The 25,967-nt window shown below is 59.2% G+C and carries 23 protein-coding genes; 9 read left to right on the forward strand and 14 right to left on the reverse strand.

What is annotated here, in order from left to right; all coding sequences use genetic code 11:
- Window positions 1–47: 47 nt before the first annotated feature.
- The 3 genes from WHJ28_RS02715 to WHJ28_RS02725 all read left to right on the forward strand — a co-directional run bounded on the left by WHJ28_RS02715 (window position 48) and on the right by WHJ28_RS02725 (window position 3,971).
- Window positions 48–1,496, forward strand: coding sequence for an APC family permease (locus WHJ28_RS02715; RefSeq protein WP_340039586.1), 1,449 nt, complete (start codon window positions 48–50; stop codon window positions 1,494–1,496).
- A gap of 215 nt (window positions 1,497–1,711) precedes the next feature.
- Window positions 1,712–3,106: an asparagine--tRNA ligase gene (gene asnS, locus WHJ28_RS02720; RefSeq protein ID WP_340039587.1), complete on the forward strand. Its 1,395-nt coding sequence runs from the start codon at window positions 1,712–1,714 to the stop codon at window positions 3,104–3,106.
- Between the two features lie 625 nt (window positions 3,107–3,731).
- The gene (locus WHJ28_RS02725) at window positions 3,732–3,971 is read left to right on the forward strand and encodes a helix-turn-helix domain-containing protein (protein ID WP_340039588.1); all 240 of its coding nucleotides are present in this window, start codon (window positions 3,732–3,734) and stop codon (window positions 3,969–3,971) included.
- Between the two features lie 37 nt (window positions 3,972–4,008).
- Here WHJ28_RS02725 and WHJ28_RS02730 read toward each other — a convergent pair whose 3' ends face one another.
- From WHJ28_RS02730 to WHJ28_RS02765, 8 genes are all read right to left on the reverse strand, one after another.
- Window positions 4,009–5,292 (reverse strand): glycosyltransferase, encoded by a 1,284-nt coding sequence (locus tag WHJ28_RS02730; protein WP_340039589.1) that lies wholly within the window; start codon window positions 5,290–5,292, stop codon window positions 4,009–4,011.
- Window positions 5,293–5,361: 69 nt separating this feature from the next.
- Window positions 5,362–6,654 carry a choice-of-anchor A family protein gene (locus WHJ28_RS02735; RefSeq protein WP_340039590.1) on the reverse strand — a complete coding sequence of 431 codons (1,293 nt, stop codon included), beginning with the start codon at window positions 6,652–6,654 and terminating at the stop codon, window positions 5,362–5,364.
- Between the two features lie 123 nt (window positions 6,655–6,777).
- Window positions 6,778–7,074 carry an alpha-helical endospore appendage domain-containing protein gene (locus tag WHJ28_RS02740; RefSeq protein ID WP_340039591.1) on the reverse strand — a complete coding sequence of 99 codons (297 nt, stop codon included), beginning with the start codon at window positions 7,072–7,074 and terminating at the stop codon, window positions 6,778–6,780.
- A 115-nt stretch (window positions 7,075–7,189) separates the two neighbouring features.
- Window positions 7,190–8,995 (reverse strand): threonine--tRNA ligase, encoded by a 1,806-nt coding sequence (thrS, locus tag WHJ28_RS02745; protein WP_340039592.1) that lies wholly within the window; start codon window positions 8,993–8,995, stop codon window positions 7,190–7,192.
- 734 nt (window positions 8,996–9,729) lie between these two features.
- Window positions 9,730–11,067, reverse strand: coding sequence for an MFS transporter (locus tag WHJ28_RS02750; RefSeq protein ID WP_340039593.1), 1,338 nt, complete (start codon window positions 11,065–11,067; stop codon window positions 9,730–9,732).
- Window positions 11,068–11,442: 375 nt separating this feature from the next.
- Window positions 11,443–12,279 (reverse strand): beta-keto acid cleavage family enzyme, encoded by an 837-nt coding sequence (locus WHJ28_RS02755; RefSeq protein ID WP_340039595.1) that lies wholly within the window; start codon window positions 12,277–12,279, stop codon window positions 11,443–11,445.
- Between the two features lie 21 nt (window positions 12,280–12,300).
- Complete coding sequence (locus tag WHJ28_RS02760) at window positions 12,301–14,265, reverse strand: sodium:solute symporter family protein (RefSeq protein WP_340039596.1); 1,965 nt, start codon at window positions 14,263–14,265, stop codon at window positions 12,301–12,303.
- A gap of 16 nt (window positions 14,266–14,281) precedes the next feature.
- Window positions 14,282–15,055: a cyclase family protein gene (locus tag WHJ28_RS02765; RefSeq protein ID WP_340039598.1), complete on the reverse strand. Its 774-nt coding sequence runs from the start codon at window positions 15,053–15,055 to the stop codon at window positions 14,282–14,284.
- 343 nt (window positions 15,056–15,398) lie between these two features.
- Between WHJ28_RS02765 and WHJ28_RS02770 the strand changes: the two genes are divergently transcribed.
- Window positions 15,399–16,775, forward strand: coding sequence for a sigma-54 interaction domain-containing protein (locus WHJ28_RS02770; RefSeq protein ID WP_340039600.1), 1,377 nt, complete (start codon window positions 15,399–15,401; stop codon window positions 16,773–16,775).
- Window positions 16,776–16,853: 78 nt separating this feature from the next.
- On the opposite strand, the gene WHJ28_RS02775 is transcribed toward WHJ28_RS02770, so the two are convergent.
- From WHJ28_RS02775 to WHJ28_RS02795, 5 genes are all read right to left on the reverse strand, one after another.
- Window positions 16,854–17,702: a beta-keto acid cleavage family enzyme gene (locus WHJ28_RS02775; protein ID WP_340039602.1), complete on the reverse strand. Its 849-nt coding sequence runs from the start codon at window positions 17,700–17,702 to the stop codon at window positions 16,854–16,856.
- 120 nt (window positions 17,703–17,822) lie between these two features.
- Window positions 17,823–18,833 carry a cyclase family protein gene (locus tag WHJ28_RS02780; protein WP_340039603.1) on the reverse strand — a complete coding sequence of 337 codons (1,011 nt, stop codon included), beginning with the start codon at window positions 18,831–18,833 and terminating at the stop codon, window positions 17,823–17,825.
- Window positions 18,834–18,884: 51 nt separating this feature from the next.
- Window positions 18,885–19,814, reverse strand: a complete 930-nt coding sequence (locus tag WHJ28_RS02785) for a 3-hydroxyacyl-CoA dehydrogenase family protein (protein ID WP_340039604.1) — start codon at window positions 19,812–19,814, stop codon at window positions 18,885–18,887.
- A gap of 32 nt (window positions 19,815–19,846) precedes the next feature.
- Window positions 19,847–20,656, reverse strand: a complete 810-nt coding sequence (locus tag WHJ28_RS02790; protein WP_340039605.1) for an SDR family NAD(P)-dependent oxidoreductase — start codon at window positions 20,654–20,656, stop codon at window positions 19,847–19,849.
- A 37-nt stretch (window positions 20,657–20,693) separates the two neighbouring features.
- A complete protein-coding gene (locus WHJ28_RS02795) occupies window positions 20,694–21,044 on the reverse strand; it encodes a cupin domain-containing protein (RefSeq protein WP_340039606.1) in 351 nt (116 codons plus the stop codon).
- A 408-nt stretch (window positions 21,045–21,452) separates the two neighbouring features.
- Here WHJ28_RS02795 and WHJ28_RS02800 point away from each other — a divergent pair, with 408 nt between their 5' ends.
- The 5 genes from WHJ28_RS02800 (at window position 21,453) to nrdG (ending at window position 25,734) form a co-directional block, all read left to right on the forward strand.
- Complete coding sequence (locus WHJ28_RS02800; RefSeq protein WP_340039607.1) at window positions 21,453–21,905, forward strand: winged helix-turn-helix transcriptional regulator; 453 nt, start codon at window positions 21,453–21,455, stop codon at window positions 21,903–21,905.
- Between the two features lie 155 nt (window positions 21,906–22,060).
- Window positions 22,061–23,983: an NAD(+) synthase gene (locus WHJ28_RS02805; RefSeq protein WP_340039608.1), complete on the forward strand. Its 1,923-nt coding sequence runs from the start codon at window positions 22,061–22,063 to the stop codon at window positions 23,981–23,983.
- 1 nt (window position 23,984) lies between these two features.
- Window positions 23,985–24,581 carry a chromate transporter gene (locus tag WHJ28_RS02810; RefSeq protein ID WP_340039609.1) on the forward strand — a complete coding sequence of 199 codons (597 nt, stop codon included), beginning with the start codon at window positions 23,985–23,987 and terminating at the stop codon, window positions 24,579–24,581.
- Window positions 24,578–25,141 (forward strand): chromate transporter, encoded by a 564-nt coding sequence (locus WHJ28_RS02815; RefSeq protein ID WP_340039610.1) that lies wholly within the window; start codon window positions 24,578–24,580, stop codon window positions 25,139–25,141. The genes WHJ28_RS02810 and WHJ28_RS02815 overlap by 4 nt, the downstream gene beginning before the upstream one ends.
- Before the next feature lie 65 nt (window positions 25,142–25,206).
- Complete coding sequence (gene nrdG, locus WHJ28_RS02820; protein ID WP_340039611.1) at window positions 25,207–25,734, forward strand: anaerobic ribonucleoside-triphosphate reductase activating protein; 528 nt, start codon at window positions 25,207–25,209, stop codon at window positions 25,732–25,734.
- On the opposite strand, the gene WHJ28_RS02825 is transcribed toward nrdG, so the two are convergent.
- Entirely contained in the window at window positions 25,729–25,950 is a 222-nt protein-coding gene (locus WHJ28_RS02825; protein ID WP_340039612.1) for a hypothetical protein, read from the reverse strand. The genes nrdG and WHJ28_RS02825 overlap by 6 nt on opposite strands.
- Between the last annotated feature and the right edge of the window lie 17 nt (window positions 25,951–25,967).

The raw sequence follows: 25,967 nt of genomic DNA on the forward strand, positions 1-25,967 counted from the left end.
CTGTGGGCCGGTATAATAGCAGTATCTGATATAAAGGCGGGATGGATATGGCAAGCCAAGAAGGCAGCAAGATCAGCTTTTTTGGGCTGGTGGCCATGGGCATCGGCTGTATGCTGGGTACCAGCTGGCTGTTGCTCACCGGTACCTGGCTGGACACAGCGGGCGGACCACTAAATCTGGCGGTGGCCTTTATTTTGTGCATCATCATTGAGCTGCCCTTTGCCTTCGCCTACATGGAGGCCATCCCCATGTTCCCCCTGCCGGGAGGCGAGGTGGTGTACTCCTACGCCGCCTTTGGGCCCAGAGGGGGCTTCGCCGTGGGCTGGGCGGGCATCCTCATGAACACCATCGTATTTTGTTGGGTGGATCTGGCCGCTATCTCCCTGCTGGACGAGCTGTTCCCTGTTCTGAAGGAGACTGCCGTTCTCTACCATGTGGGGGACTTCCCGGTGACCCTGCCCAACCTGGTCCTCCAGCTGCTGCTGGCGGGGGCCATCCTGTGGGTGCAGATCAAGGGGGCCAACGTGTGTGCTTCCCTGGCCAAGATCGCCACGGTGGTGCTGCTGGTCATGTGCGCCATTGGTCTGGCGGTGTGCTTTGCCTACTTCGACCCGGCGGTGTATGCCTCGGACGGAGGCATGGAGTTTGACTTTGCCGGTTCGGCCTCTCTGCTCTCCCTGCTGGTGTTCTCGGTGGCCGGATGGGAGACGGTGTCCAAGGCCGCCGCCGACGCCACCGGCCCCGCCGCCCGGAAGGCGGGGGCCGCCCTCATCACCTGTCTGATCCTGGTCACCGGCATTTTGTGCCTGGTGTCCACCGCTGTGGCGGGCTGTATGCCCTGGACTGATGCGGTGGGCCGCACCGCCCCCTTTGCCGATGTGCTGGTGTCCATCACCGGCCTGCCCTGGGTGCGGCTTCTCTTCCTGGTCACCGCCTTTGTGGGGGCGGTGGGGGTGATGAACTCCACCCTCTACTCCTCCGCCCAGATGCTCTACGGCCTGTCCCGCTTTGCCCTGGTGTCCCGGAAGTTTGCCGTCCTCCACCCCAAGTATGGCACGCCGGTGCGGTGCATCTGCTTTACCGCCGCCTTTGTGGTGCTTACCCCCTTTACCGGCAAGCTGTTCTTCATCCCCTTCATCAACGTGGCCTCCCTGACCACCATTGTCATGTGGGTCATGTCCTTCGCGGCGGTGCTGTGGCTGCGGAAAACCCGCTCCGGTCTTCGCCGGCCGGTGTCCATGCCCGGCGGGAAGGTGACGGCGGTGTTTGGTGTACTGGCCTCGGCCTTCCTGGCGGGCAACATCCTGCTGCCCATGAGTCCCGGCGCCCTCAGCGGCCTGGAGTACGGCCTGGCGGCGGCTCTGGCGGTGCTGGGCTGGGTGCTCTACCAGTTCCGGGACCGGTCCGTGGGCGCCGCGGAGCGGGAAAAGCTGATTTTCGGGGACCTTCTGGCGGGAGAATTGCCCGCAACCCCTTGCAAAATCGAAGAAAAATGATATACTCAGCTTGTTGAACATTTTTGTTCCACAAGCTGAGTGAACTGATGGAACCTTTGTAAAGGTTCCATCAGTTGTTGACTGGACGCGAAAGACAACCCTGACGGTTTTCTTTCACACTATCTTTCCCTCCGAGATCTGAGTCCGGAGGTTTTTCAGCAAGTTGGAGCAATCCCCCCACTGAGACCAATTTTTACGAATCGAGGGAAATGGAAATGGAACGCACCAAAATCGCACAGATTTTTGCGGACCAGGAGCAGTTCGGCGGCAAAGAGATCACCGTCTGCGGCTGGGCCCGTACCATTCGTGATATGAAGAGCTTCGGCTTTGTGGAGCTGAACGACGGCTCCTGCTTCAAGAATCTGCAGGTGGTCCTGGACGCCAATGTGCTGGACAACTATAAGGAGATCGCCGGTCAGAATGTGGGCGCCGCCCTCGTCGTTACCGGCACCGTGGTCCTGACCCCCGAGGCCAAGCAGCCCCTGGAGATCAAGGCTTCCAAGATCCTGGTGGAGGGCATCTCCACCCCCGACTACCCCCTGCAGAAGAAGCGCCACAGCGTGGAGTACCTGCGTACCATCCAGCACCTGCGGCCCCGCACCAACCTGTTCTCCGCCACCTTCCGGGTGCGCTCCGTGGCCGCCCACGCCATCCACTGCTTCTTCCAGGACCGGGGCTTTGTGTACGCCCAGACCCCGCTGATCACCGCCTCCGACTGTGAGGGTGCAGGCGAGATGTTCCAGGTCACCACTCTGGACCTGAACGACGTGCCCAAGACCGAGGATGGCCAGGTGGATTACTCCAAGGACTTCTTCGGCAAGAAGGCCAGCCTCACCGTGTCCGGCCAGCTCAACGCCGAGAACTTCGCCATGGCTTTCGGCAACGTGTACACCTTCGGTCCCACCTTCCGCGCCGAGAACTCCAACACCCAGCGCCACGCCGCTGAGTTCTGGATGATCGAGCCTGAGATGGCCTTTGCCGACCTGAACGACTATATGGACACTGCCGAGGCCATGATCAAGTATATCATCAACACCGTCATGGCCAAGTGCTCCGACGAGATGAACTTCTTCTCCTCCTTTGTGGACAAGGGCCTGAAGGAGCGGCTGGAGCACGTGGCCAACTCCGACTTCGGCCGCGTTACCTACACCGAGGCGGTGGAGCTGCTCAAGCAGAACAACGACAAGTTCGACTACAAGGTGGAGTGGGGCTGCGATCTCCAGACCGAGCACGAGCGCTACCTCACCGAGCAGATCTTCAAGCGCCCCGTGTTCGTCACCGACTACCCCAAGGACATCAAGGCCTTCTATATGCGCCTCAACGATGACGGCAAGACCGTGGCCGCTGCCGACTGCCTGGTGCCCGGCATCGGTGAGATCATCGGTGGTTCCCAGCGTGAGGAGCGTCTGGAGCTGCTGGAGAGCCGCATCAAGGAGTTGGGCATGAACCCCGAGGACTACTGGTGGTACCTGGACCTGCGGCGCTATGGCTCCTGCCGCCACGCCGGCTTCGGCCTGGGCTTCGAGCGGATGGTCATGTACCTCACCGGCGTGTCCAACATCCGCGACGTGGAGCTGCATCCCCGTACTGTGGGCAACGCTGATTTCTAATTGAAAAGGAAAGAGGGCCCCGATGTGGTACTGTTTTGTGCAGCTCCACGTCGGGGCCCCATTTTAAATGGGGCGGCGCTTGCGCCGTACAAGCGTTTTGCCCATGGGGCAAAACCTTGGCGCAGGGCGGATTCACTCCGCCCGCGCAGGATCAAAAGGGGTCCCCGGACACGCCGGCGTGTCCGGGGCGGAGCTGCATCCCCGTACTGTGGGCAACGCTGATTTCTAATTGAGAAGGAAAGAGAACCCCGATGGGGCGCTGCATTGAGCAGCGCCTCGTCGGGGCTCTTTTTATATACTGGGCGGGCGACCGCAAGGGTCGCCCCTACAATAGGAACTAAATTTGCGGATCAATCACCCCGTATCAGCTCTGGGTTCAGATAGGTAAAAATAGCTACACCCGGAAGAACCAAAAATTGGCTATAGTCCCCCAGAACAGGATGCAACAGAAAAGATAGGGCCAAAAAAAGTAGAACAGCCCCAATTCCAATTAAAACCCTAATCCACATTGGCCACTTCATCATGATAATTTACCATACTTAAATTCGTTATTGCGAAACATTATATCATAAGAAATGGATAAACTCCACTCATAAATTCTTTATTACGAATTATGGGTGGAGCTATGCAGAAAATTCGACCAGATCTGGATATCGGACACAATATTCAAATACTGCGGCGGGGAGCGGGCATGACTCAGGATCAGGTCGTGGCAAAGCTTCAGCTGATGGGTCTGAATATATCCAAAAGCACCTATGCCAAGCTGGAAACCAACCGTATGAATATCAAGGTAAGCGAACTGGTGGCGCTGAAAGAGATTTTTCAGGCGGAATACTGTGACTTTTTTGTGGGACTGGAACTTTGATATGAAGGAGCCTGGGCGTATTGCGCCGAGGCTCCTTTTATCCCTCCAGCAGGGGCAGCAGCTGATTGCGGTAGATCCATGCGTCATTGTACTGATTGCGCACAATGGTCTTGGCGTTCAGGCTCCGGTCCTCCCGCATCAGATTGACGATGGCCCGCCCATGCTCCTCATAGTAGGCCTGCTCGGAAGGGGAGTAGCTCTCGTGGGTGTCAAAGCCGAAGTTCCGGGCGTCCCACCGCATGAAGTAGGCCCCCAGACGCTCCCCCAGTTCCTTCAGGGCGGGGACGGCCTGGTTGAGCACCAGGAAATTGCCCCGGCTGGTGGCCTCCAGCACGGTGAGGCCAAAGGACTCGGAGTAGGAGGGGCAGATGAACAGGTTGGACAGCTGGAACAGCTCAAACACCCCCTGCCGGGGAAAGCCGTCAGGAAAGCCGATGTCCGAGGTGAAGAGCAGGTCCTCGTCCCGCAGACCGAACTTTTTGCCCTCGGTGCGGATCATGGCCTTGTAGACCCTGGGCGGGATATCGGCGCTGGGGAAGTCGCAGAAGATGACCTTGATGTCCTGCTCTGTGGCGGTGCGGATGGCGCCCGCCAGGGCGGCCACCTTCTCCAGCCGCTTGCCGGTGGTGAGCCGGGCCGGGTAGACTGCCAGCAGCTCCGGCCGGATCAGATCCATGTGCCGGGCCACCTCCTGTGCCGCCTCGCTCATGGAGGGAATGAGGGGCAAGGTGTTGTAGACCACGGCGCACCGCCCCTCCGGCACGTCGTACTGCCGGGCCAGGGCCGGGATGCCCGAGCGGGTGGGGTAGACAAATTTGGTCCGGGGCAGGTCGGTAAACCGGGCAGAGAAGGGATATTCCATCGTCTGAGGCCGGGCCGCCGGAAAGGAGTGGGTGAAGGCCAGAAAACGCAGGTGGGGCAGCTCCTGCTGGGCCTTGCGGATGGCGATGTTGTGGACCAGGTGCCAGCCCTGGTAGAGAATATCATGGAGGATGCACACATCCACATCTTTTAAATGGGTCACAAAATCACTGGCGATGTGGTCGGCCTCCTCAAAGAAGGTATCGTGAACCTGTCCGGTGGGGGAGGAGTAGTCGTGCCACTGGATGGCCCTCCCGTGGAGGGCATTTGTGATCTTGACCCACTCCAGCCGCTCATCCGCAAAAATACCGGTCCGATCCTGGTCGGGGCAGGTTTCACTGACCAGCATCTTCACGGACACCCCGGCCTCCAGCAGCATCCGGATCTGGTCCGCCGCCACATTCACCAGGGAGTAGGTGGGGGACAGGCCGGAAAACATGGTCAACAGAGCCACCTTCATACCAAATACCTCCTTGTCCGGATGGAAAACCGTGGCGCGGCAGAATCTTTTGCCGCGCCACGGTTGGGTTTAAGGCATATCGCTGTCACAGAGACAGTCGTCAAAGAGTTCCAGCTTCTGCTTCAGAATAAGTTCCAGACTGGAAACCGCGTCCACCATGGACTCCACAGACTGGTTGGCCTGCAGAATGGTGTCGGTTCTGAGATCCTCAAGAGACAGGATCTTCTGCAGTTTCTCCCCCTCCGCGTTGAGGATGTGGGACAGGGCGGCCTGCTGGAGGGCCACCGACTCAAACAGGTCGGTGATGGCCTGGCTCCGGGGCTGCGGGACCGCCGTGGTGGTGGAGGTGGTGCTGGTGGTGGAAGTGGTGGTCGTAGTGGTGGTCGTAGTGGTGGTCGTAGTGCTGGTCGTGGTACTGGTGGTGCTGCTTGTGGTGCTGGTGGTCGTGGTCGTACTGGTAGTGGTAGTCGTGGTCGTAGTTGTGGTCGTAGTTGTGGTTGTGGTGGAAGTGCTGCTGGAGGTGGTGGTGCTGGTGGTCAGCAGACAGCCGGTGGGCTCGGACAGCTCGCCCTCAAACAGCTCGTTGTGGCTTTCCGCGTTGCCGGCGTAGCTGTCAAAGATGATGTTGCCGTTGATCTGGCTGAAAGTGGTGGCCGCAGCGGCGAAGGGAGCCAGGACGGAGCCGTAGATGGCGGTGGTGCTGTTGGACCAGGTCAGGGCCTCGGGGAAGTTCCACAGGATCTTCCGGGCATTTTCCCTGGTAGCGGCGGTACCGTTGCGGAAGATCTGGTAACTGCCGTACAGAATGTTGGCCCCCTCCACGTTGATGAGGATGGTGGAATTGATGGGAGCGATGATGTTGATGCCGTTGAGCTGGTCGAGGGACAGACCGGAGCCGTACAGGTTGGCGCTGTCCAGCCGGAAGATGTTCAGGGTCTCATCGGTGCCGGTGAGGTTGAGCTGGCCGAATACAACGGTGCCGGTACCGTTGGCATCCAGACTGCTCCAGAACAGGGAAGCACATTTCAGATAGCGCTCCGCCTCGACAAAGTCAATGGGCGTGCCGGTGGTCAGAGCGCCGTTGGGATTGCCCATGGTGTAGTTGATCACCGTGCTGGTGGGGCTGATGACGGTGTTTCCGCTGGCGTTGGAGCCGCCGGACACGTTGACAGCGCCGCCCACCACAAAGGATGGATCGGTGCCAGCCGGAGGCAGGGGGGTGATGCCTGCGCCCACGCCGTAGTTGCTCAGCACGGCGTTGCCGCCCACGGCCACCCGGCCCTCCGCGTCGGTGTTGCTCAGGCTCAGATTGCCGAATACGAATACATTATAGTCATTGGCAAGGCCAAAATTGATCGCCATAGCAGGTCCTCCCGAGAAAGAATATGAGAGTATCTCATGTGTACTGCTATTCTATGCGGCGTGTCCCCGTTTGGTTCCAAAAAGGCGGGGCTCCATGGGGGAGCCCCGCCCGCGGTGATTTGCTTACTCCTGGGCAGCCTCTTCGGCGGGCTTGCACAGGCAGCCCTCGAAGGCAGACAGCTTGGAGTGGAGGATCATCTCCAGCCGGGACACAGCGTTGACCATGGACTCCACCGACTTGTTGGTGGCAAGCAGCACCTCGGGGGTAACGTCCTCCAGGGCGACCATCTTCTGGATCTTCTCACCCTCGGCATTGAGGATGTGGGACAGAGCGGTCTCCTGAAGAGCCACAGACTCGATGATATCGGTGATGGCCTGGGTGCGGGTGGTGTTGCTGGAGGTGATAACGGGCATTCCCATAATAGCGTATGCTCCTTCAAGTGTATTGAGCGTCTGCTCGCAGTATGCTATGCCCGCCGGAGAGAAAGGGTGACAAAAAGAGCGCCCTGCATCATGCAGAGCGCTCTCTGAAAAATCAAATCTTCTGTTCAATGGACTTGGAGTCCACCTCGTCCTTCAGCTTCTCCACAAAAGCGTCGAAGGCCATGACGGTCTGCTCGCCCTTGCGGTTGCGGACGGCCACCTCGCCGCTCTCCACTTCCTTGTCGCCGATGACCAGCATATAGGGAACCTTCTCCAGCTGGGCCTCCCGGATCTTCTTGCCGATCTTCTCGTTGCGCTCGTCCACCTCCACGCGGTAGCCCTGAGCGGACAGCTTGTTCTTCAGCTCATAGCTGTACTCGGCAGCGCGGTCGGTGATGGGCAGGATACGGATCTGCTCGGGGGACATCCAGGTGGGCAGGGCGCCGGCGTACTCCTCCAGCAGGTAGGCCAGGGTGCGCTCGTAGCAGCCCAGGGAGGTGCGGTGGATGATATAGGGGGTCTTTTTCTGACCGTCGGCGTCCACATACTCCATGCCGAACTGCTTGGCCAGCAGCATATCGATCTGGATGGTGACCAGAGTGTCCTCCTTGCCGAACACGTTCTTATACTGAATGTCCAGCTTGGGGCCGTAGAAGGCGGCCTCGTCGATGCCGATGGTGTACTCCACACCCAGGTCGTCCAGGATCTGGCCCATGACCTTCTGAGCGGTCTCCCACTGCTCGGCGGTACCCTCGTACTTGTTGTTGGGGTTGGCGGGGTCCCACTGGGAGAAGCGGAAGGTACACTTGTCCAGCAGGCCCACGGTGCCCAGGCAGTACTTGGCCAGGTCCAGACAGCCCTTGAACTCCTGCTCCAGCTGCTCAGGACGGAGGATCAGGTGGCCCTCGGAGATGGTGAACTGGCGGACACGGATCAGGCCGTGCATCTCGCCGGAGTCCTCGTTGCGGAAGAGGGTAGAGGTTTCGCCCAGGCGCATGGGCAGGTCCCGGTAGCTGCGGCCCCGGTTCAGGAACACCTGGTACTGGAAGGGGCAGGTCATGGGACGGAGAGCAAAGCACTCCTTCTCCTCATCCTGGGGATCGCCCAGCACGAACATACCGTCCAGATAGTGATCCCAGTGGCCGGAGATCTTGTACAGCTCCCGTTTGGCCATGTAGGGGGTCTTGGTCAGCAGATAGCCCCGCTTCTGCTCCTCGTCCTCCACCCAGCGCTGCAGGGTCTGGATGGTGCGGGCGCCCTTGGGCAGGATGATGGGCAGGCCCTGGCCGATCACGTCCACGGTGGTGAAGTAGCCCAGCTCCCGACCCAGCTTGTTGTGGTCACGCTTAAGGGCGTCCTCACGCTGCTTCAGCCAGGCGTCCAGTTCGTCCTTCTTGGGGAAGGCGATGCCGTAGATGCGCTGGAGGGTCTCCCGGTTGGAGTCGCCCCGCCAGTAGGCGGAGTTGCAGGCGGTGAGCTTGATGGCGTTGCCCTTGATGCGGCCGGTGGAGTCCAGGTGGGGGCCGGCGCACAGGTCGGTGAACTCGCCCTGCTTGTAGAAGGAGATCACCGCCTCCTCGGGCAGGTCGCGGATGAGCTCCACCTTAAAGGGCTCACCCTTCTCCTCCATCAGCTTGAGGGCCTCGGCACGGGGCAGCTCAAACCGCTCCAGCTTCAGCTTCTCCTTGCAGATCTTTCGCATCTCGCCCTCGATCTGCTCCAGATGCTCGGGGGTAAAGGAGAAGGGGGCGTCCATATCGTAGTAGAAGCCCTCCTCAATAGCGGGGCCGATGGCCAGCTTCACCTCGGGCCACAGGCGCTTGACGGCCTGAGCCATCACATGGGAGCAGGTGTGCCAGTAGGTCTGGCGGTATTCAGGGTTTTCAAAGGTAAATTCGTTCTTGACTTCTTCGGACATAAATAAGACCTCCTTGTAAATTGGGGCGGAGGGTAAAGAAAACGCCTCACCCCTGATTGGTCAGGGGTGAGGCGCAAAAACGTCCCACGGTTCCACCCTGCTTGCAAGTAGCGTTTGAGCCGTCGCGAGCAGCGCGGATGGACCGGAGCAAGGGCGAGGGGAGGGCCGTAAGGCCCGGACACCAGCCCGAGTCGGAGGGAAGCCGCGCGTCGCGAGCAGACGAAACGTGATCGCTTGCCGCTTGTGACTTTCTGTAACGGGAAAGTCCCGGCCCGGTCGTCCCGGGCGGCTCAGGAGTGGTACAGCCGCCGCGTATCGTGGTGCCCTTCCACCAAACAGGCCCCTCTCTGTCCGCCGCTGTGCGGTTTCTTCTCCATCGTTGCCATTTTAACGACAAAACTATAGCACCAAACCATACGGCTGTCAAGCCAAAAACGGGTGAGAGAACCGATGAACGGGTGAGAGAAAAACATGGGAATTGAAATTAACAGTTTATTCACAATGAATACACGATTTGGCCTTATTTACAAGGTATGATACAGACAGATTCAGAGATGAATCACAAGCGAGACCATCCTCCCAAACCAATTCCTCTCTTATCCCTCTCCAACACCTTTGCAACACACACAACACACACCCAAAAAGCCCCGGCCATATGGCCGGGGCTTTTTGGTATGATTAGAAGGCAAAGGGGCGCGCCGCACCATCTGCGGCGCGCCCAAGAGGGGGTAAACTTACTTGCCGGGGTGGGCGGCTTTCCAGTCCCGGTTGAAGCGATGCTCGTTGACCAGCAACACCAGCACCACGTTGACCAGAGCCACGCCGGCGAACACCAGGTAGGCCATCTTGATCTGGCCGCCGGTCATCAGCTGCACAGCGCCGTTGACCAGGAAGCACAGGGCGGTGATGGCGCCCTGGATGGGGAAGATCACGCTGTTGACCTTATCAAAGCCGTGGCGGCCGAAGATGGAGGCGGGCAGGGAAGTGGTGAAGTTAGCGGAACCGCCGATGCCCATGGCGATCATGAACAGGGAGACGTATACCAGGGGGGAGGAACTGTCGACAGCGCCGAAGTTGCACAGCAGGGCGATGGCGTACCAAATACCGAAGCCCACCATGGTCTTCTTGGTGCCGATCTTGTCGTCGATGATACCAATGAGCCAGGAGCCGACCACGCCGCCCAGCGCCAGGATAGTCATGATGTTCATGGCCTCCTGCTGCTGGAAGCCCAGCTGGGTGTTGCGCACTACCAGTTGGCTCATAACACCCACAGAGCAGATCTGAAAGAAGCCGGTGGTGATGGCGGCCAGCCACAGTTCCTTGGTCTTGAGCAGCTTGCCGGTGGTCCAACCGCCATCGCCTTCCACTTCGTCGGCGGTATCATACTCGGCTCTGTATACCTCGTCGGACACATTATCGGGGTTGATGCCCCGCTCCTGAGGGGTGTTGCGGATGAAGAGCATACCCAGCACGCCCAGGACGATTGCGGCGATACCGATGGGGATGATGCCGGTGGTGAAGTTGGTGCCGATGTTCTCAGTGCCGGCCACCACAGGAGCGATGAGCAGAGCCACCAGCTGCACATAAAAGGCAGAAGCGAAGTTGTGGCCCATGGTGGTGTAGCCCATGACCACACCCTTCTTCTTGGGAAACCAGGTGGCTACCAGTGTGCCGCCCGCCACATAGCCGGCGGACATGATGCTGCCGAACACAAAGCACATGGCGATGGTGTAGATCACCACGCTGGGAGCGTTGCAGGCCAGGATGTAAGCGATGCCGGAGATGATGCAGCACACGCCGGAGGTGATGCGGGCGCCGATCCTACGGTTGATCTGGCCCACCACGATGAAGAAGAATACGCCCACGATACCGGCTACGGAGTTCATAGTCATGATGGTACCAGACTCCAGCCCCAGGCGATACTCCACATTGGGGGCGGTGATGTTCGCACCGTCGTTACACATACCTACATATAGGAAAAACATCAGCAGGCAGTAAAGGATCACGACCCAGCCTGCGCCAAAGTTGACGACGGAATTCTTATTGCCGTCGCGGAGGTTTTGTTTCGCCATTCATTTTCCCTCATCTCTAAATGGTTTGGATCAGGACAAGTGCCGGCAAGTCCATTCCTTGTTGCAGCTATACTTTAACGATTTGAAAGCTTTTGTGCAATCCCCACAAGTTGGTGAGTTACTAACCAATGAGTAAATAGTGACCAAAAGGTAAGTGTCCTGTTTTGTGCATAATCAATGAAAAGATGGTTAAAAAATTGACAAAGCAATGCAAGTAAATTTTGGTTTAATATAGATACTGTTCGGTTTACACAATTTGTGAGGCGAAATTTTGTCGCACAGAAAACGCTGGGCAAGGCCTGTAAAATATTGGATCAAAAAGCAACGAAACAGCCGCGGCAGCATTGCTGCCGCGGCTGTTTCACAGGATAGAGATTATTTTAGGCTGAGGATCTCGCGGGCCTCGGCGGGCGTGGCAACCTGCTTGCCGAACTCCTCGATGACGCGGCGGGCGCGGTCCACGAACTGGACGTTGCTCTGAGCCAGCTGGCCCTTGGCGTACATGACGTTGTCCTCCATGCCCACACGGATGTGGCCGCCCAGGGCCACGGCGCCGTACAGCATGGTCATGGCGGAGTGACCCACGCCGAAGCAGCTCCAGGTGGAACCGGGGCAGAGGGACTCCATGGTCTCCTTCATGAAGATCAGGTTCTTCATGGTGCCGGGGATGCCGTTGGCGCAGCCCATGCAGAACTGGAAGTGCAGGGGCCCCTTGAGGACGCCCTTCTTCAGGTAGTACTGGGCGTTGGCAATCATGCCGGGGTCAAAGGCCTCGATCTCGGGCTTGACGCCCCACTCCTGCATGTTCTTGCCCAGTTCCTCCAGGAAGGCGGGGGGATTGAGGAAGAGGGAGGTGTGCAGCCAGTTCATGGAGCCGCAGTCGTAGGAGCCCATCTCGGGGCGCAGCTCCTTCAGGTGGATCTGGCGGGTCTCATCGGTGGCGTTCAGGTCGCCGGAGGTGGTCATGTTCAGGATGATGTCGCAGTCGGGGTGGTTGGAGCGGAGAAGTTCCACGGTCTCGCGGAACTTCTCCTTATCCATGGTGCCCTTGCCCTGGTCGTCGCGCATGTGCAGGTGGGCAACGGCAGCGCCGGCCTTCCAGCAGGCGTACACGTCCTCGGCAATCTCAGCGGGGGTCATGGGCACGTTGGGGTTGTTTTCCTTGGTGGGCCAGGCGCCGGTGGTGGCCACGGTGATGATGGTTTTATTCATATCCTGTACCTCTCTGAGTGATTATGCGTACTTCTTCAGGACGGCGGCACCCTTGGTCGTAATGGCCAGCTTGCGCTTGAAGATGCCCTTTTCCATCAGATAACCGCGGCGGGTCAGGTGAGAAGAAATGGCGGCCATGTGCATGGACTTGATGTGGTTCTTTTGCACGAATTCCGCCTGCTTTTCGGGGGAGTTCTGAACGATCTGGAGGAGCTGCAGATACATGGGGGACAGGCCGTCCTTCGCCATGTTTACCTCCTGGGAAGAGAGGGCGGGCAGGGTGGACAGACCCTTTTCGGTGATGGAGAAGGTATAGAACTTGGAGCCGCGCAGACCGGCGCGCACCAGGTAGCCGCCCTGGTCCAGCTTCTCCACAGCCTGGCCGGAAGTCTTGGAGTCCACACCCAGAGCGTCGGTCAGGTCAGCCATGTAGCAGTGGCCCACCCGCAGCATCTCCAGGATACGCAGCTCCAGCTGGCCCAGGGAAACGGTGGTGCGGTTGGAGGCGGTGGGGACCCGCTCCCAGCCCTTCTGGCCATAGTACTTGGGGGTGCCCATGAGGGAGAAGAGCACAGCGGCCACAAAGGTGACCACCAGGCCCAGGGTAGCCAGATAGACATAGCGGCCCACATCAAAGATGCCCAGCAGCTGCAGAACGGTGAACACAGCCATAGTGATCATGCCGCAGAGAGCGCCGCCCAGCGCACCCTTGGAGTTGAAGCGGGGCCAGATGGCGCCCAGACCCAGCAGAACAGCGGGGGGAACCAGCCAGCAGTTTGCAAATGCGAAGAGGTAGGTGGGGCCGCCGGGGAACTGGCAGAACACGAAGGTGACGATGCCCACCAGGAGCATGATGACCTTGGACATGGCCAGGCTCTTCTTGGCGTTGGCGTTGGGGTTGATGATGCGCTGGTAGATGTCGCGGTTGGCTACGGCGGAGGCGCCCAGAGCGGAAGTGGAGGCGGTGGAGATGGAAGCGGCCACCGCGCTGATCACCACCAGAGAGCCAAACAGGGGGATAAAGGTGGTGGCGATAAAGCCATAGGTGCCGGTGGGAGGAACGGCGCCGCCGTTCAGGGTCAGAGCGTCGGAGTGGAAGGCGCCCATGTAGCCGCCAATGAGGCACAGGGGGATCATAAACACGATCAGCAGGATAAAGGCAGCGGAGACAAAGGACTTGCGGGCCACCTTCTCACTGCGGCAGTTGGCGACCTTCATCCAGTAGTAGTTGTTGCCCCACACCAGAGCTGCGGCGAAACAGATGATAAAGTTGAACAGAGAGGGATAGGTGAAGGCCATGCCGGGCATGGAGCCGACAAAGCCGTCGTTGGCAAAGGCGCCGGGAGCCCAGTTGGCCAGAATTACATCGGTCCAGCCAAAGCGGTTGGCCAGAAGGAAGAACACGGTGGGAACAACCACAACACCGATGGTGATCTGGAACAGGTCGGTGATGGTGGTGGCCCACAGGCCGGAGATAAAGGTAAAGACAATGATGACCAGGAAGATAATGGCGGTGATGAGAGTACGGTTCCAGCCGGTGAAGGCGGCGATGTTGTCAACGCTGGAGACAACGTTGTTGGCCATGATGCCGCACATGCCGATCACGGAAGTGATGGCCACAACGGAGCGGGTGGCGCCGTCATAGCGCATTTCCAGAAACTCAGGCAGGGTCTGGGCGCCGCTGCGGCGGATAAAGTTGGAGTAGAGCAGGCCGAACAGCAGCAGGCCGCACATGGAGTATACCACGCTCCAGGCCATACCGCCGAACAGACCGTACTGGACGGTAAAGCCGGGGGCCAGCGTAACGGTGGTACCGGCAAATCCGATGGCGCACACGCCTACCGTATTGATGAGCGTGGAGATCTCACGGCCGGCCAGAACGAAGTCGTCGGACTCCTTGACCCAGCGCTTGCTGAACAGACCGGCACCGATGAGGATGCCGCAGAAAATTACAAAGATAATAATGAAAATTGCGTTAGCACTCATTGGGGTTCACCTCGCATTACGGATTCAGAATGGCCACGGCACGACACCAGCCGGCGCTGGCGCCCTTGACGTTGACAGGAAGACAGTGGACCTGGTAGCCGGTAAAGGGCAGCTGGTCCAGATTGGTCAGCTTCTCCAGGTGGCAGTATGCTTTGCGGCGGCCCACTCTATGCGCTTCCCAAATAATGGAGGTATCGCCGCTCTTGGCAAACTCCTCCGCCTCGATGGGCAGAGGCACGTCCCAGCTCCAGCCGTCAGTGCCCATGACCTTCACGCCGTGGTCGATGAGCCACTCGGTGGCCTCGGCGCTCATGCCGGCTCCGGCGGTCAGATACTTTGCAGTGCCCCAGTGCTGGTCCGCGCCGGTCTGCAGCAGGACGATGTCGCCCTCCTTGGGAGTGTAGCCTGCTTTGGAGAAGTAATCCTCCAAATCGGCCGCGGTGATCTTGTATCCGTCAGGCTTGTCCCGGAAATCCACCTTGACGCCATTGCCGATGCACCACTCCAGAGGCACTTCGTCGATGGTCCAGGCGGGCTCACCGTTGTTCATGGTGGGGTAGAAGTGGTAGGGAGCGTCCAGATGGGTGCCGGAGTGGGTGGTCAGGTGCACATTCTCAATGGCCCAGCCATTTCCTTCCGGCAGATCGTCCACGGAAATGCCGCCGTTGAAATAGGTGGTCATAATTTTTGCAGTATCCTTGTGCCGCAGAAATTCCACATGGGGCACCTGAGGCGGGGGATCACTGGGCAGCCCGTCCTCAACGGGAATGGAAAGGTCAATGATTTTCATAAATAAGGCTCCTCTCTTATTTTGAACTTTGTCGTACGCCTGATATATTAAAGCAAATGGAATGCCAACTATACGAGAGGGGCTCAAAGCCCTGAAATCTGAGAAGTTCCGGGAAAATGGCTCAAAAAAATAAACGGGGATATGTCAGGAAAAGCTGACATATCCCCGTTTGTAACGAGAACGATAAGATAAAAATACTGGAGATTCAATAGGTACAGCTTGATATGTATGGATAATCTTACATGTAAATGATACATTACATTATGGGAGAAAAAGTTTGAAAAATCATTAAAAAGTTGAAAATACAGAATGTTTATGATAAAATAGTAAATGAGGTGGAAATATGCGGGATGTTATGGATTCAAAGACCATGCGGGAATTTATTGATAGCCTGGATGGCGCGGCGGTGCTGGACGCACAGGGGACGTATACCTATGTCAGTCCCGGATGGGAGAGATTCACCGGCTTGCCTGCGGAACAGGCCCTTGGAAAAAAGGTGTGGGACCTGGTTCCTGATACCCATGCCAGAGAGGTGTTCCGGACCAAAAAGCCGGTGTTTGCAAAAGTAGTGCGGTCCCACGGTGTGCCCGCTTTTACAAGTTATTATCCCCGGCTGGCGGCGGATGGCTCTGTACAGGGGCTGTTCCTGTATATCATGTTCCAGGGCGAGGATTACGCCAGAGATCTGATGGAACGGCTGAACGCGCTGACCAGCAAGGTGGAGTTTTATAAACAGGAGCTGTCCAGGGAACGGGGGGCAAAGTATAGTCTGGACAACATCATCGGCGAGAGCGAAGCGGTCCGGAATCTGAAGGAGCAGATCATCCGGGCCTCCCGCTCATCCTCCACGGTGCTCATCGAGGGGGAGACCGGCAGCGGCAAAGAGCTGATCGCCCATGCCATACACACCCTCAGCCCCAGAAGCACCGGCAATTTTGTGCGGGTAAACTGCTCTGCCATTCCTGCGGAACTGCTGGAGTCAGAGTTTTTTGGCTATTCTGCGGGGGCCTTTACCGGCGCGTCCAAACGCGGAAAGCTGGGCCGTTTTGAACTGGCAAACGGCGGCTCCATTTTCCTGGATGAGGTCAACCTTTTGAGCACCACCATGCAGCCCAAGTTCCTTCGTGTGCTGCAGGAGCGGGAAATTGACCCTGTGGGCGGCCTGAAAAGCGTGCCCATCGACGTGCGTGTGATCGCCGCCTCCAACATCCCGCTGGAGACGCTGGTGGAGTCCGGCCAGTTCCGTCAGGATCTCTATTACCGACTGAACGTCATCTCCATCTGTGCGCCGCCCCTCCGGGAACGAATGGAGGACATCCCGCTGCTGGCAGATCATTTTATCCAGCGGTTCAACCGGGAGCTTGGTATGATGGTCCAGGGGATCGGGGCGGACGCCCTGAAGCTGCTCCAGGAATATCACTGGCCGGGAAATATCCGGGAGATGCAGAATGCCATTGAACGGGCCATGAACCTGACCAAGGGGCCGTTTTTGCGCCGGGAGGATTTTCTGCATCTGGAGCAAAGGGTCCGGGCGGAAAAGCGGCGGGAGCTGCCGGGGGATATGTCCTACCAGCTGCGCCCGGCAAAGCAGGCCTTTGAAAAAGAGTTCATACAGGCGGCGCTGGATGCGGCGGGGGGAAACCGCGCCAAAGCGGCCCGGATGCTGGGCATCTCCCGCACCGTTTTGTATGATAAACTGGCCGATTATCATCTGGATTGACAATTCGCCGGTAGTACAGGTCAAAAAAGTAAAAAATACGTGGAGCGATTCGCTCCACGTATTTTTTATCCGGTCAGATTACTTCAGGCTGAGGATCTCGCGGGCCTCGGCGGGCGTGGCAACCTGCTTGCCGAACTCCTCGATGACGCGGCGGGCGCGGTCCACGAACTGGACGTTGCTCTGAGCCAGCTGGCCCTTGGCGTACATGACGTTGTCCTCCATGCCCACACGGATGTGGCCGCCCAGGGCCACGGCGCCGTACAGCATGGTCATGGCGGAGTGACCCACGCCGAAGCAGCTCCAGGTGGAGCCGGGGCAGAGGGACTCCATGGTCTCCTTCATGAAGATCAGGTTCTTCATGGTGCCGGGGATGCCGTTGGCGCAGCCCATGCAGAACTGGAAGTGCAGGGGCCCCTTGAGGACGCCCTTCTTCAGGTAGTACTGGGCGTTGGCAATCATGCCGGGGTCAAAGGCCTCGATCTCGGGCTTGACGCCCCACTCCTGCATGTTCTTGCCCAGTTCCTCCAGGAAGGCGGGGGGATTGAGGAAGAGGGAGGTGTGCAGCCAGTTCATGGAGCCGCAGTCGTAGGAGCCCATCTCAGGGCGCAGCTCCTTCAGGTGGATCTGGCGGGTCTCGTCGGTGGCGTTCAGGTCGCCGGAGGTGGTCATGTTCAGGATGATGTCGCAGTCGGGGTGGTTGGAGCGGAGCAGTTCCACGGTCTCGCGGAACTTCTCCTTATCCATGGTGCCCTTGCCCTGGTCGTCGCGCATGTGCAGGTGAGCCACAGCAGCGCCGGCCTTCCAGCAGGCGTACACGTCCTCGGCGATCTCGGCGGGAGTCATAGGGACGTTGGGGTTGTTCTCCTTGGTGGGCCAGGCGCCGGTGGTGGCCACGGTGATAATGGTCTTATTCTTCAGATCAGCCATGATCGTTCAAAGTCCTTTCTGAATCAGGATACCGCATAAAGCGGCGGGCGACTGCCCGCCGCTTTACGTTCGGCATGGAATGGGATGGAAGGGAATTAGGAAAGTGGTTGGAACAAAGAATTACTTGTTGCGATTGAACAGCTTCTGGATGTACTCCAGACCGCTGGCGCCGTGGCCGTCCTCATCGGCATAGCCGGTGCCGCCGTACTTGTAGGTGCGGTCGGGCACGGAGGGATCGATGTTCTCCTCGTCGATGAAAGCCACGCAGCGGGACATGGCGCCGTCGCCCATGTACCAGCGCAGAGGGAAGCAGAAGAACTGAAACACGGTGCCGGGCTTGATCTTGTCCAGATCGCCGCCCAGGTTCTCAACGCCCACGATGCCGTGACCCAGCATCTCCTTGTGGCAGGGCTCCCAGGTGCCCCACACGCCCAGGTTCTCCAGCTCGCCGAACTTCTCGTCGTAAGCGGCCTGGCCGTGGATGCCGATGTACTCGAACTTATCGAACTCGGCATAGGCCTCCTCGCCGAAGAGCTCCTTGTACTCCTCAGTGATGGGCTTGCCGGTGGCGCCCAGCAGGTTCATGCGGGTCATGCCGTTGTTGCCCATGGCGGTGTGCAGGGGGTGATCCAGAGCCTGGCCGTCCATGGCCACGCACTTCACGCCGTGCTTCACGAACCACTTGCCGGCGTCAATGCCGGTGCCGATGGCGTAGTGATAGTAGGCCTTGGAGTCGTCGAACAGGCGGTGCATACCGGTGTTCAGGCACAGAACCTTGCCCTTCAGGGAAGCGGGATCCACACCCCACTTCTTGCAGGCCTCGTCCAGGTGCTTGTCGGTGATCAGGGTCCAGGGCTCCACGTCCAGCTTCAGCACAACAGCCTCGCCGGTGTAGGCGTCGATGGGCATCTCGTGGGTGTAGCGAGCGCGGCGGCCGTCGAACTCATACTCCATGACGTGACGGGGCGCGTCGCAGTGGGTGCCGGTGTGCATGGTGCAGGTGATCTTGGAAGTCAGAACGCCGCCCTTGGCCATGGTGTGAGCGTTGGTGATTTCGGGCTTGTCAAAGTAGGGCCAGCGGGGAATCTCAGCGCTGAAGGGGTGGGTCAGATCAACATAAACTTTACCCATAACAGGTGCCTCCTTGAATGTAAGTCAAAATCTTAAGACAGACCGGATGGCTTACTTGCCGTACAGCATCCGGATCAGGTACTCGTTGAGATCGGCGTTGGACTTGGCGACCTGCTCGGGGGTCCACTTCTGGAAGCCCTCGCCGGTCTTGAAGCCGATCTTGCCTTCCTCCCGCAGCTGCTTGAGCAGGGGAGAGGGCTTGTGGGAATCCTCCAGATCCTGGAGGATGTAGTTGTGAATGTTGTAGGTCAGGTCGGTGCCCACCATGTCGGCGTTCTCCATGGGGCCCAGCTGGGGCAGACGGAGGCCGAAGGAGTAGCGCACCGCCTCGTCCACGGTGGCGGCATCGGCGATGCCGTTCTCCACGATGGAAATGGCCTCACGCCACAGGGCGTGCTGCATCCGGTTGGCAATGAAGCCGGGCACGTCCTTCTTGCACAGCACGGGGCGTTTACCCACGGAGCGCAGGACCTCCATCACAGTCTGAGCAGTCTCATCGGAGGAAGCGTCAGACTTGACCACCTCCACCAGGGGGATCAGGTGGCCGGGGTTCCAGAAGTGGGTGCCCACGAAGCGCTGGCGGTGCTTGAGCTCAGCGGAGATCTCGCTGGGGCTCATCACGGAGGAGTTGGTGCAGAAGATGGTGTCCTCGGCGCAGCGCTCCTCCAGCTTGGCAAAGGTGTCCCGCTTGATCTTCATGTCCTCGAACACAGCCTCGATCACGAAGTCGGCGTTCTTGACGATGTCGCTGTCGATATCGTTGGTGAAGGAGATGCGGGAGAGCCGGTCAGAAAGTTCGGCCTCGGTGATGACGCCCTTCTCCACCAGCTGCTTGGTGTTGGTGCGGATACCGGCCTCCACATCGGTGGGGTACAGATCGTACATACCCACCTGGAAGTCGGGGTTGGAAGCGAACACGAAGCCGATGTTCTTGCCCATCATGCCCGCGCCGCAGATCAGGATATTCTTAATGTTCTTCATTGCGTTATGCCGTCCTTCCCGTCAAGCGGAAATTACACCACCAGGTAACCGCCGGAGCAGTCGCAGTTGCTGCCGGTGATGAAGTTGGAGGCGTCGGAGGACAGGAACAGAGCGTAACCAACGAAGTCGTCGGGCTCGCCCAGACGGCCGATGGGCTCGCGGTTCAGGAAGTTCTTGTACACGGCGGACTCGGGATCGAACATCCACTCGGTCAGGTCGGAACGGAACACGGTGGGGCAGATGGAGTTGACGTTGATGTGGTACTTGGCGGACAGGTCGCAGGCCAGGCAGGACACCATCAGGTCGGCGCCGCCCTTGGAGGTGCAGTAACCGGTGTAGCCGGCCATGCCGCGCTTGGAGCGCTGAGAGGTCACAATGACCATCTTGCCGCGCTTGGTGTTGTCAGCCTCGTACTGAGCCACCATCTGATGGGCAACGTACTTGGTCACGATGTACACGCTCTTGCAGTCGGCGTCCATAATGTACTGCCAGTCGGCAACGGACTGCTCCAGCACGTTCTGGGGCTTGTTGTAGCCGTGGGAGACAGCCAGGATGTCGATGCAGCCGTACTGAGCCACGCAGGCCTTCACCAGAGCGTCCACGTCCTCCTCCTTGGCGGGATCGGCCACGAAGTAGGCGCAGTCAATGCCTTCGGCCTTGAACTCCTCCTCCAGAGCCTTCAGCTTGGCGTCGTTGCGGCCGGTCATAAAGACCTTGGCGCCGGCGTAGCCGTAAGCCTTGGCCAGCACGCAGCCCAGAGCGCCGGTAGCGCCGGTGACCAGGGCAACCTTGCCCTTGACGGAGAACATATGCTCAACAAAATCCTTATTCACAGGAACCATGGTGATTTCCTCCTTATAATCTGTGGGTGAGCCGGAATCAGGCGTTGGGGTAGTTGATGATGACCAGCATACGGGCGGGCAGGTTGCTCTCGTTCATCAGGCCCCGGCCCTCGTTGGGGGGGAAGGAGATGGACTCATCCTTGTGGATGACGTACTTCTTGCCGTCCTTATCGGTAACGGTCATCTCGCCCTCCAGGACGTAGTAGACCTTCTCCAGCGGGTTGTCCTCGTAAGCCCACTCAGCGCCGCCGCCAGGCAGAAAGGTGGAAACGCCCACCCAGAACTTCTCGGCGCCAGTCTCTTCCTTGCCGTGAATGCGCATGGCCACCATGTTGAAATGACCGGCAGCCTCGTAAGACTTGAGCTCCTCAACAGTACGCTTGACCATTTGAAATCCGCTCCTTTTAGCTGTTTTAGATGTGTTTTGTGTCTTTGCCAGGCCCTTTGGCCTGGCACTTTGTCTGGTCATAGTGTAGCTATAGGGTGGCTTTTGTGCAATACGCACAATTTTGTAAGTAGGTAACTTGCTGGTTTGCACCCACCGAATGGTAAGTATGAGAAAGTCGTAAAATTGGACAAAAGAAAAGGGAATAGAATGTGCAAAAACGCTAAAATAGATGAGGGAATAGAGGGCAGTTGGCAAAGATGCACAATTTCTTTGTTAAAATTTTGGCATGGCCCACCCGGAAGTACGGACTGCTGTCTTGTGGTAAACTGGCGGCTGTGTTATCATGATACCAATGGAGCCAAAACGGCTCCCCTGCGTAAATCCGGGAAGAGAAAGAGGTAACTGCTTGTGTGGAACGATCATTTTGACACACCGACAAATCCCTACCACTATGTGCTGCACTGCATCGGCGGGAAGTGGAAGATGACCATCCTCCATGAGATCCACACCTACGGGAGCATTCGCTTCAACCAGACGCTGAAGGCTCTGCCCATTTCCGAGAAAGTGTTCAGCCAGCAGCTGAGGGAGCTGGTGGAGGCGGGACTGATCCGCCGCATCTCCTATGACACCATTCCGCCCAAGGTGGAGTATGTGCTTACCCCCAGCGGAGAGCAGCTTATCCCCGCGCTGGACGCCCTGTATATCTGGAGCATCCGGCAGATGGATGAACGGGGCATCCCCATCGATTCCGATGCCTTTGTGGTTCATACCTCCAGCAAATATGTGGAGGAACTTCAGGATATTATGGCGGCCAACGATTTTGACCCGGAGCGAAAGCGCCAGAGGCGCGACCGGAGCTGAGCAGACCAACCAGTTGATAAAAACCCTGCCGAAACCGGCCCTTTCCGGTATTTGGCAGGGTTTTGTTTCTCCTGGCCTGGGAGACGTTGCAATTGGGACTGGTTTGGGGTATCATATTTGCTAGAAAACGATCCTGAGCGAAGGAGGCGCGTAATATGCGCGATGGATTTATAAAAGTAGCCGCCGGCACCCCCAAGATCCGGGTGGCCGACTGCCGGTATAACGCGGAGCAGATCTTTACCCTCATGCGGGAGGCAGACAAGCAGGGCGTGAAGGTGCTTGCCCTGCCTGAGCTGTGCCTCACCGGCTACACCTGCGCCGACCTGTTCCTCCAGCCCACCCTGCTGAGAGGGGCGGAGGAGGGCCTGGCCACCATCCTGGAGGCCACCAAGAATTTGGATATGGTGACCGCCGTAGGCCTGCCCGTATGGAATAAATGGGACAATAAACTGTATAATTGTGCTGCTGTAATACAGAATGGAGAGATTTTGGGCCTGGTACCCAAGACCTATCTGCCCAACTACGGGGAATTTTACGAGCAGCGGTGGTTCGCCTCGGGGGCGGGGGTGGAAACCACCATCCCCCTGTGCGGACAGGAGGTTTCCTTGTCGAATACCGACCTGTTTGCATGCAATGACATGCCCAATCTGGTGATTGGTGTGGAGATCTGTGAGGATCTGTGGGCGTCCGAGCCCCCTTCCATCCGCCTGGCCCGGGCGGGGGCCACCCTCATTCTAAACCTGTCGGCCTCCAATGAGCTGGCGGGCAAGGCGGCCTACCGCCGGGGCCTGGTGTCCGGCCAGAGCGGCCGCCTGGTGTGCGGCTATGTCTATGCCAATGCCGGAGAGGGTGAGTCCACCACCGACCTGGTCTTTGCCGGTCACAACATTGTGGCGGAGAATGGCACCATCCTGGCCGAGCGCCGGTTTGCCACCGGCCTTACCATCAGCGAGATCGACGTGGACCGGCTGGTCTACGAGCGGCAGCGGATGAATACCTATCGGGCCGATCCCTCCCAGGAGTGTTGGCGGGTGGCCTTTGATCTGCCTGTGTCCGACACCCGGCTCACCCGGCCGGTGGCCCCCATGCCTTTTGTACCCCAGGACCAGAGCGACCGGGCGGAGCGGTGCAACGAGATCCTCTATACCGCCGCCCTGGGCCTGAAGAAGCGGCTGGAGCACACCCACGCCAAGACGGCGGTGGTGGGCCTGTCCGGCGGCCTGGACTCCACCCTGGCGGTGCTCATCACGGCGGTATCCATGGAGATGCTGGACCGTCCGGCCAGCGATATCATCGCGGTGACCATGCCCTGCTTCGGCACCACCGACCGCACCAAGTCCAATGCGGTGCTGTTGGCCGAGCGGCTGGGCTGCACCCTCAAGACCATCGACATCGGGGAGGCGGTGCGCCGCCACTTCAAGGACATCGGCCAGTCCATGGAGGACCACGACGTCACCTTTGAGAACGGTCAGGCCAGAGAGCGCACCCAGGTGCTCATGGACATCGCCAACCAGACCGGGGGTCTGGTCATCGGCACCGGCGACCTCTCCGAGCTGGCCCTGGGCTGGTGTACCTACAACGGCGACCACATGAGCAACTACGCCGTCAACGCGGGTATCCCCAAGACTCTGGTGCGCCATCTGGTCAGCTTCATCTCCAACGACAAGGAGGCGGAGGACCCCCAGTTGTCCACCGTGCTGGCCGATATTCTGGACACCCCCGTATCCCCCGAGCTGCTCCCCGCCATCGAGGGGCAGATCGCCCAAAAGACCGAGGACCTGGTGGGGCCCTATGAGCTCCACGATTTCTACCTCTACTACGCCGTCCGCTGGGGCTTTGGGCCCCGGAAGGTACTGCGGCTGGCGGAGCAGGCCATGGGCAAGCGGTATGACCGGGCAACCCTCCTCAAGTGGCTGAAAAACTTCTACGGCCGGTTCTTCTCCCAGCAGTTCAAGCGCTCCTGCCTGCCCGACGGTCCCAAGGTGGGCTCGGTGGCCCTGTCTCCCCGGGGCGACTGGAGGATGCCAAGCGATGCTGTGGCCTCCCTCTGGCTGGAGGAGCTGGAGGGGCTGGAGTAAGGTGGACCTCTGTTTCAAACTGTTCTGGACCTTCGCTAAAATCGGCGTCTGTACCTTTGGTGGAGGCTATGCCATGCTGCCCATCCTCCAGCGGGAGCTGGTGGAGAAGCGGGGGTGGACCACCGAGGCGGAACTGTCTGACTACTTTGCCATCGGTCAGTGTACCCCTGGCATTATCGCCGTCAATACCGCCACCTTTGTGGGCCATAAATTGAAAGGTCCGGTGGGAGGAGTGACAGCCACCCTGGGGCTGGTGTTTCCCTGCCTGGTCATCATCATGCTCATTGCGGCCTTTTTGCAAAACTTTGCCCAGCTGCCGGTGGTGATCCACGCTTTCAACGGTGTGCGGGCCTGCGTGTGTGCCCTCATCCTGTCCAGCGTGCTCAAGCTGCGCAAGAGCACCGTGGTGGATGTGCCCACCGTGATCATCTTTGTGGCGGTGGCCGTTCTGGCCGTGGTGGGCAACGTTGTGACCTTCCCTGCCGGCACTGCGCTGGCGGCGGTAATGGGCTTTGTAACCTCCCCCATCGTGCTGGTGGTACTGGCCGGAGTGGCCGGACTGTGCGTCCGCTCCGCCATGGGAGGGCGGAAAGCATGATCTACCTTCAGCTGTTTTTTGAATTTTTCAAGGCGGGCCTGTTCGCCATCGGCGGGGGCCTGGCCACCATTCCCTTCCTCACCGACATCGGTGCCCGCACAGGCTGGTTTACCGCCGGAGATCTGGCCAACATGATTGCCATTTCTGAGTCCACCCCCGGTCCCATGGGGGTGAATATGGCCACCTATGTGGGATTCCACACCGGCGGCATTCCGGGCGGCATCATCGCCACCCTTGGGCTGGTGTGTCCCTCCATCATCGTCATCCTCATCATTGCCGGATTCCTGAAAAAATTCCGGGAGAGCCGGAGGGTGGACGCGGTGTTTTACGGCATCCGCCCGGCTTCCACCGCCCTCATTACGGCGGCCCTGGTGGAGGTGTGCGCCATTGCCCTGGTGAATACCGGCGCCGCCTTCGGCACGGCGGACTTCGTCCGGTGGAAGGGGATCCTTCTGGCGGCGGCGGTCTTTGCCTGCCTCCAGGTTAAACCTCTGAAAAAGCTCCACCCCATCGTGTTTATTGCCGCCTCGGCGGTGGTGGGGGTCGTGTTCCAATTTTAACATCAAAGGAAAGCGGGGGCTGCTGCGCCCTGGTGCAGCAGCCCCCGCTTTACAGGAGAACTGATATGCGTATTGCCAATGTGGTGTCCGACTCCATTGTGGACGGTCCCGGCCTGCGGTTCACCGTCTTTACCCAGGGCTGTCCCCACAGCTGCCCCGGCTGCCACAACCCGGAGACCCATGATCCCGCCGGAGGGCGGGCGGTGGCGGTGGAGGAGCTGGCGGAACAGATGCTGTCCAACCCCCTCACCGACGGGCTCACCCTCTCCGGTGGGGAGCCCTTTGATCAGGCGGGGGAGTGCGCCGCCCTGGCCGCCCGGGCCAGAGAGCGGGGCCTCAATGTGTGGGCCTATACCGGCTATCTCTACGAAAACCTGCTGGAGAAAGAAAACCCGGATGTGCTGGCCCTGCTGGAGCAGGTGGACGTGCTGGTGGACGGGCCCTTTGTGGAAAACCTCAAGTCCTACGACGCCCTGTTCCGGGGGAGCACCAACCAGCGGCTCATCGACGTGCCCAAAAGCCGGGCGGCGGGGGCGGTGGTGCTGTGGAGCCGGCCTGATCCCCTGGCCCACTTCACCCGGCCGGAGTCATAGGGCTCCGCTCTGGCGCAGTCCGGCCCCGGTGCGTACTCCCAGCAGGAAGGCGTGGGCGGCGGCGAAAGCCACCACCGCGTCCACGTCCTTTTGGGTCTCCGCAGTCTGGTTGCTCTGGCACAGAGACTGACGGAAGACGTCCCCGTCGTCCCTGCTCTGGCGGTCCAGATAGGGCTTGATGTATCCCTCATAGAGGAACGTCAGAAAGTCGCTCATAACACCACCTCCAATGT

This window comes from Flavonifractor porci, from assembly GCF_037572415.1.
Classification (GTDB): Bacteria; Bacillota; Clostridia; order Oscillospirales; family Oscillospiraceae; genus Flavonifractor; species Flavonifractor porci.

Coding starts and splice junctions, on each gene's coding strand:
- WHJ28_RS02715 (WP_340039586.1), top strand. CDS start 48: ATGGCAAGCCAAGAAGGCAGCAAGATCAGCTTTTTTGGGCTGGTGGCC.
- asnS (WP_340039587.1), top strand. CDS start 1,712: ATGGAACGCACCAAAATCGCACAGATTTTTGCGGACCAGGAGCAGTTC.
- WHJ28_RS02725 (WP_340039588.1), top strand. CDS start 3,732: ATGCAGAAAATTCGACCAGATCTGGATATCGGACACAATATTCAAATA.
- WHJ28_RS02730 (WP_340039589.1), bottom strand. CDS start 5,292: ATGAAGGTGGCTCTGTTGACCATGTTTTCCGGCCTGTCCCCCACCTAC.
- WHJ28_RS02735 (WP_340039590.1), bottom strand. CDS start 6,654: ATGGCGATCAATTTTGGCCTTGCCAATGACTATAATGTATTCGTATTC.
- WHJ28_RS02740 (WP_340039591.1), bottom strand. CDS start 7,074: ATGGGAATGCCCGTTATCACCTCCAGCAACACCACCCGCACCCAGGCC.
- thrS (WP_340039592.1), bottom strand. CDS start 8,995: ATGTCCGAAGAAGTCAAGAACGAATTTACCTTTGAAAACCCTGAATAC.
- WHJ28_RS02750 (WP_340039593.1), bottom strand. CDS start 11,067: ATGGCGAAACAAAACCTCCGCGACGGCAATAAGAATTCCGTCGTCAAC.
- WHJ28_RS02755 (WP_340039595.1), bottom strand. CDS start 12,279: ATGAATAAAACCATCATCACCGTGGCCACCACCGGCGCCTGGCCCACC.
- WHJ28_RS02760 (WP_340039596.1), bottom strand. CDS start 14,265: ATGAGTGCTAACGCAATTTTCATTATTATCTTTGTAATTTTCTGCGGC.
- WHJ28_RS02765 (WP_340039598.1), bottom strand. CDS start 15,055: ATGAAAATCATTGACCTTTCCATTCCCGTTGAGGACGGGCTGCCCAGT.
- WHJ28_RS02770 (WP_340039600.1), top strand. CDS start 15,399: ATGCGGGATGTTATGGATTCAAAGACCATGCGGGAATTTATTGATAGC.
- WHJ28_RS02775 (WP_340039602.1), bottom strand. CDS start 17,702: ATGGCTGATCTGAAGAATAAGACCATTATCACCGTGGCCACCACCGGC.
- WHJ28_RS02780 (WP_340039603.1), bottom strand. CDS start 18,833: ATGGGTAAAGTTTATGTTGATCTGACCCACCCCTTCAGCGCTGAGATT.
- WHJ28_RS02785 (WP_340039604.1), bottom strand. CDS start 19,814: ATGAAGAACATTAAGAATATCCTGATCTGCGGCGCGGGCATGATGGGC.
- WHJ28_RS02790 (WP_340039605.1), bottom strand. CDS start 20,656: ATGGTTCCTGTGAATAAGGATTTTGTTGAGCATATGTTCTCCGTCAAG.
- WHJ28_RS02795 (WP_340039606.1), bottom strand. CDS start 21,044: ATGGTCAAGCGTACTGTTGAGGAGCTCAAGTCTTACGAGGCTGCCGGT.
- WHJ28_RS02805 (WP_340039608.1), top strand. CDS start 22,061: ATGCGCGATGGATTTATAAAAGTAGCCGCCGGCACCCCCAAGATCCGG.
- WHJ28_RS02815 (WP_340039610.1), top strand. CDS start 24,578: ATGATCTACCTTCAGCTGTTTTTTGAATTTTTCAAGGCGGGCCTGTTC.
- nrdG (WP_340039611.1), top strand. CDS start 25,207: ATGCGTATTGCCAATGTGGTGTCCGACTCCATTGTGGACGGTCCCGGC.
- WHJ28_RS02825 (WP_340039612.1), bottom strand. CDS start 25,950: ATGAGCGACTTTCTGACGTTCCTCTATGAGGGATACATCAAGCCCTAT.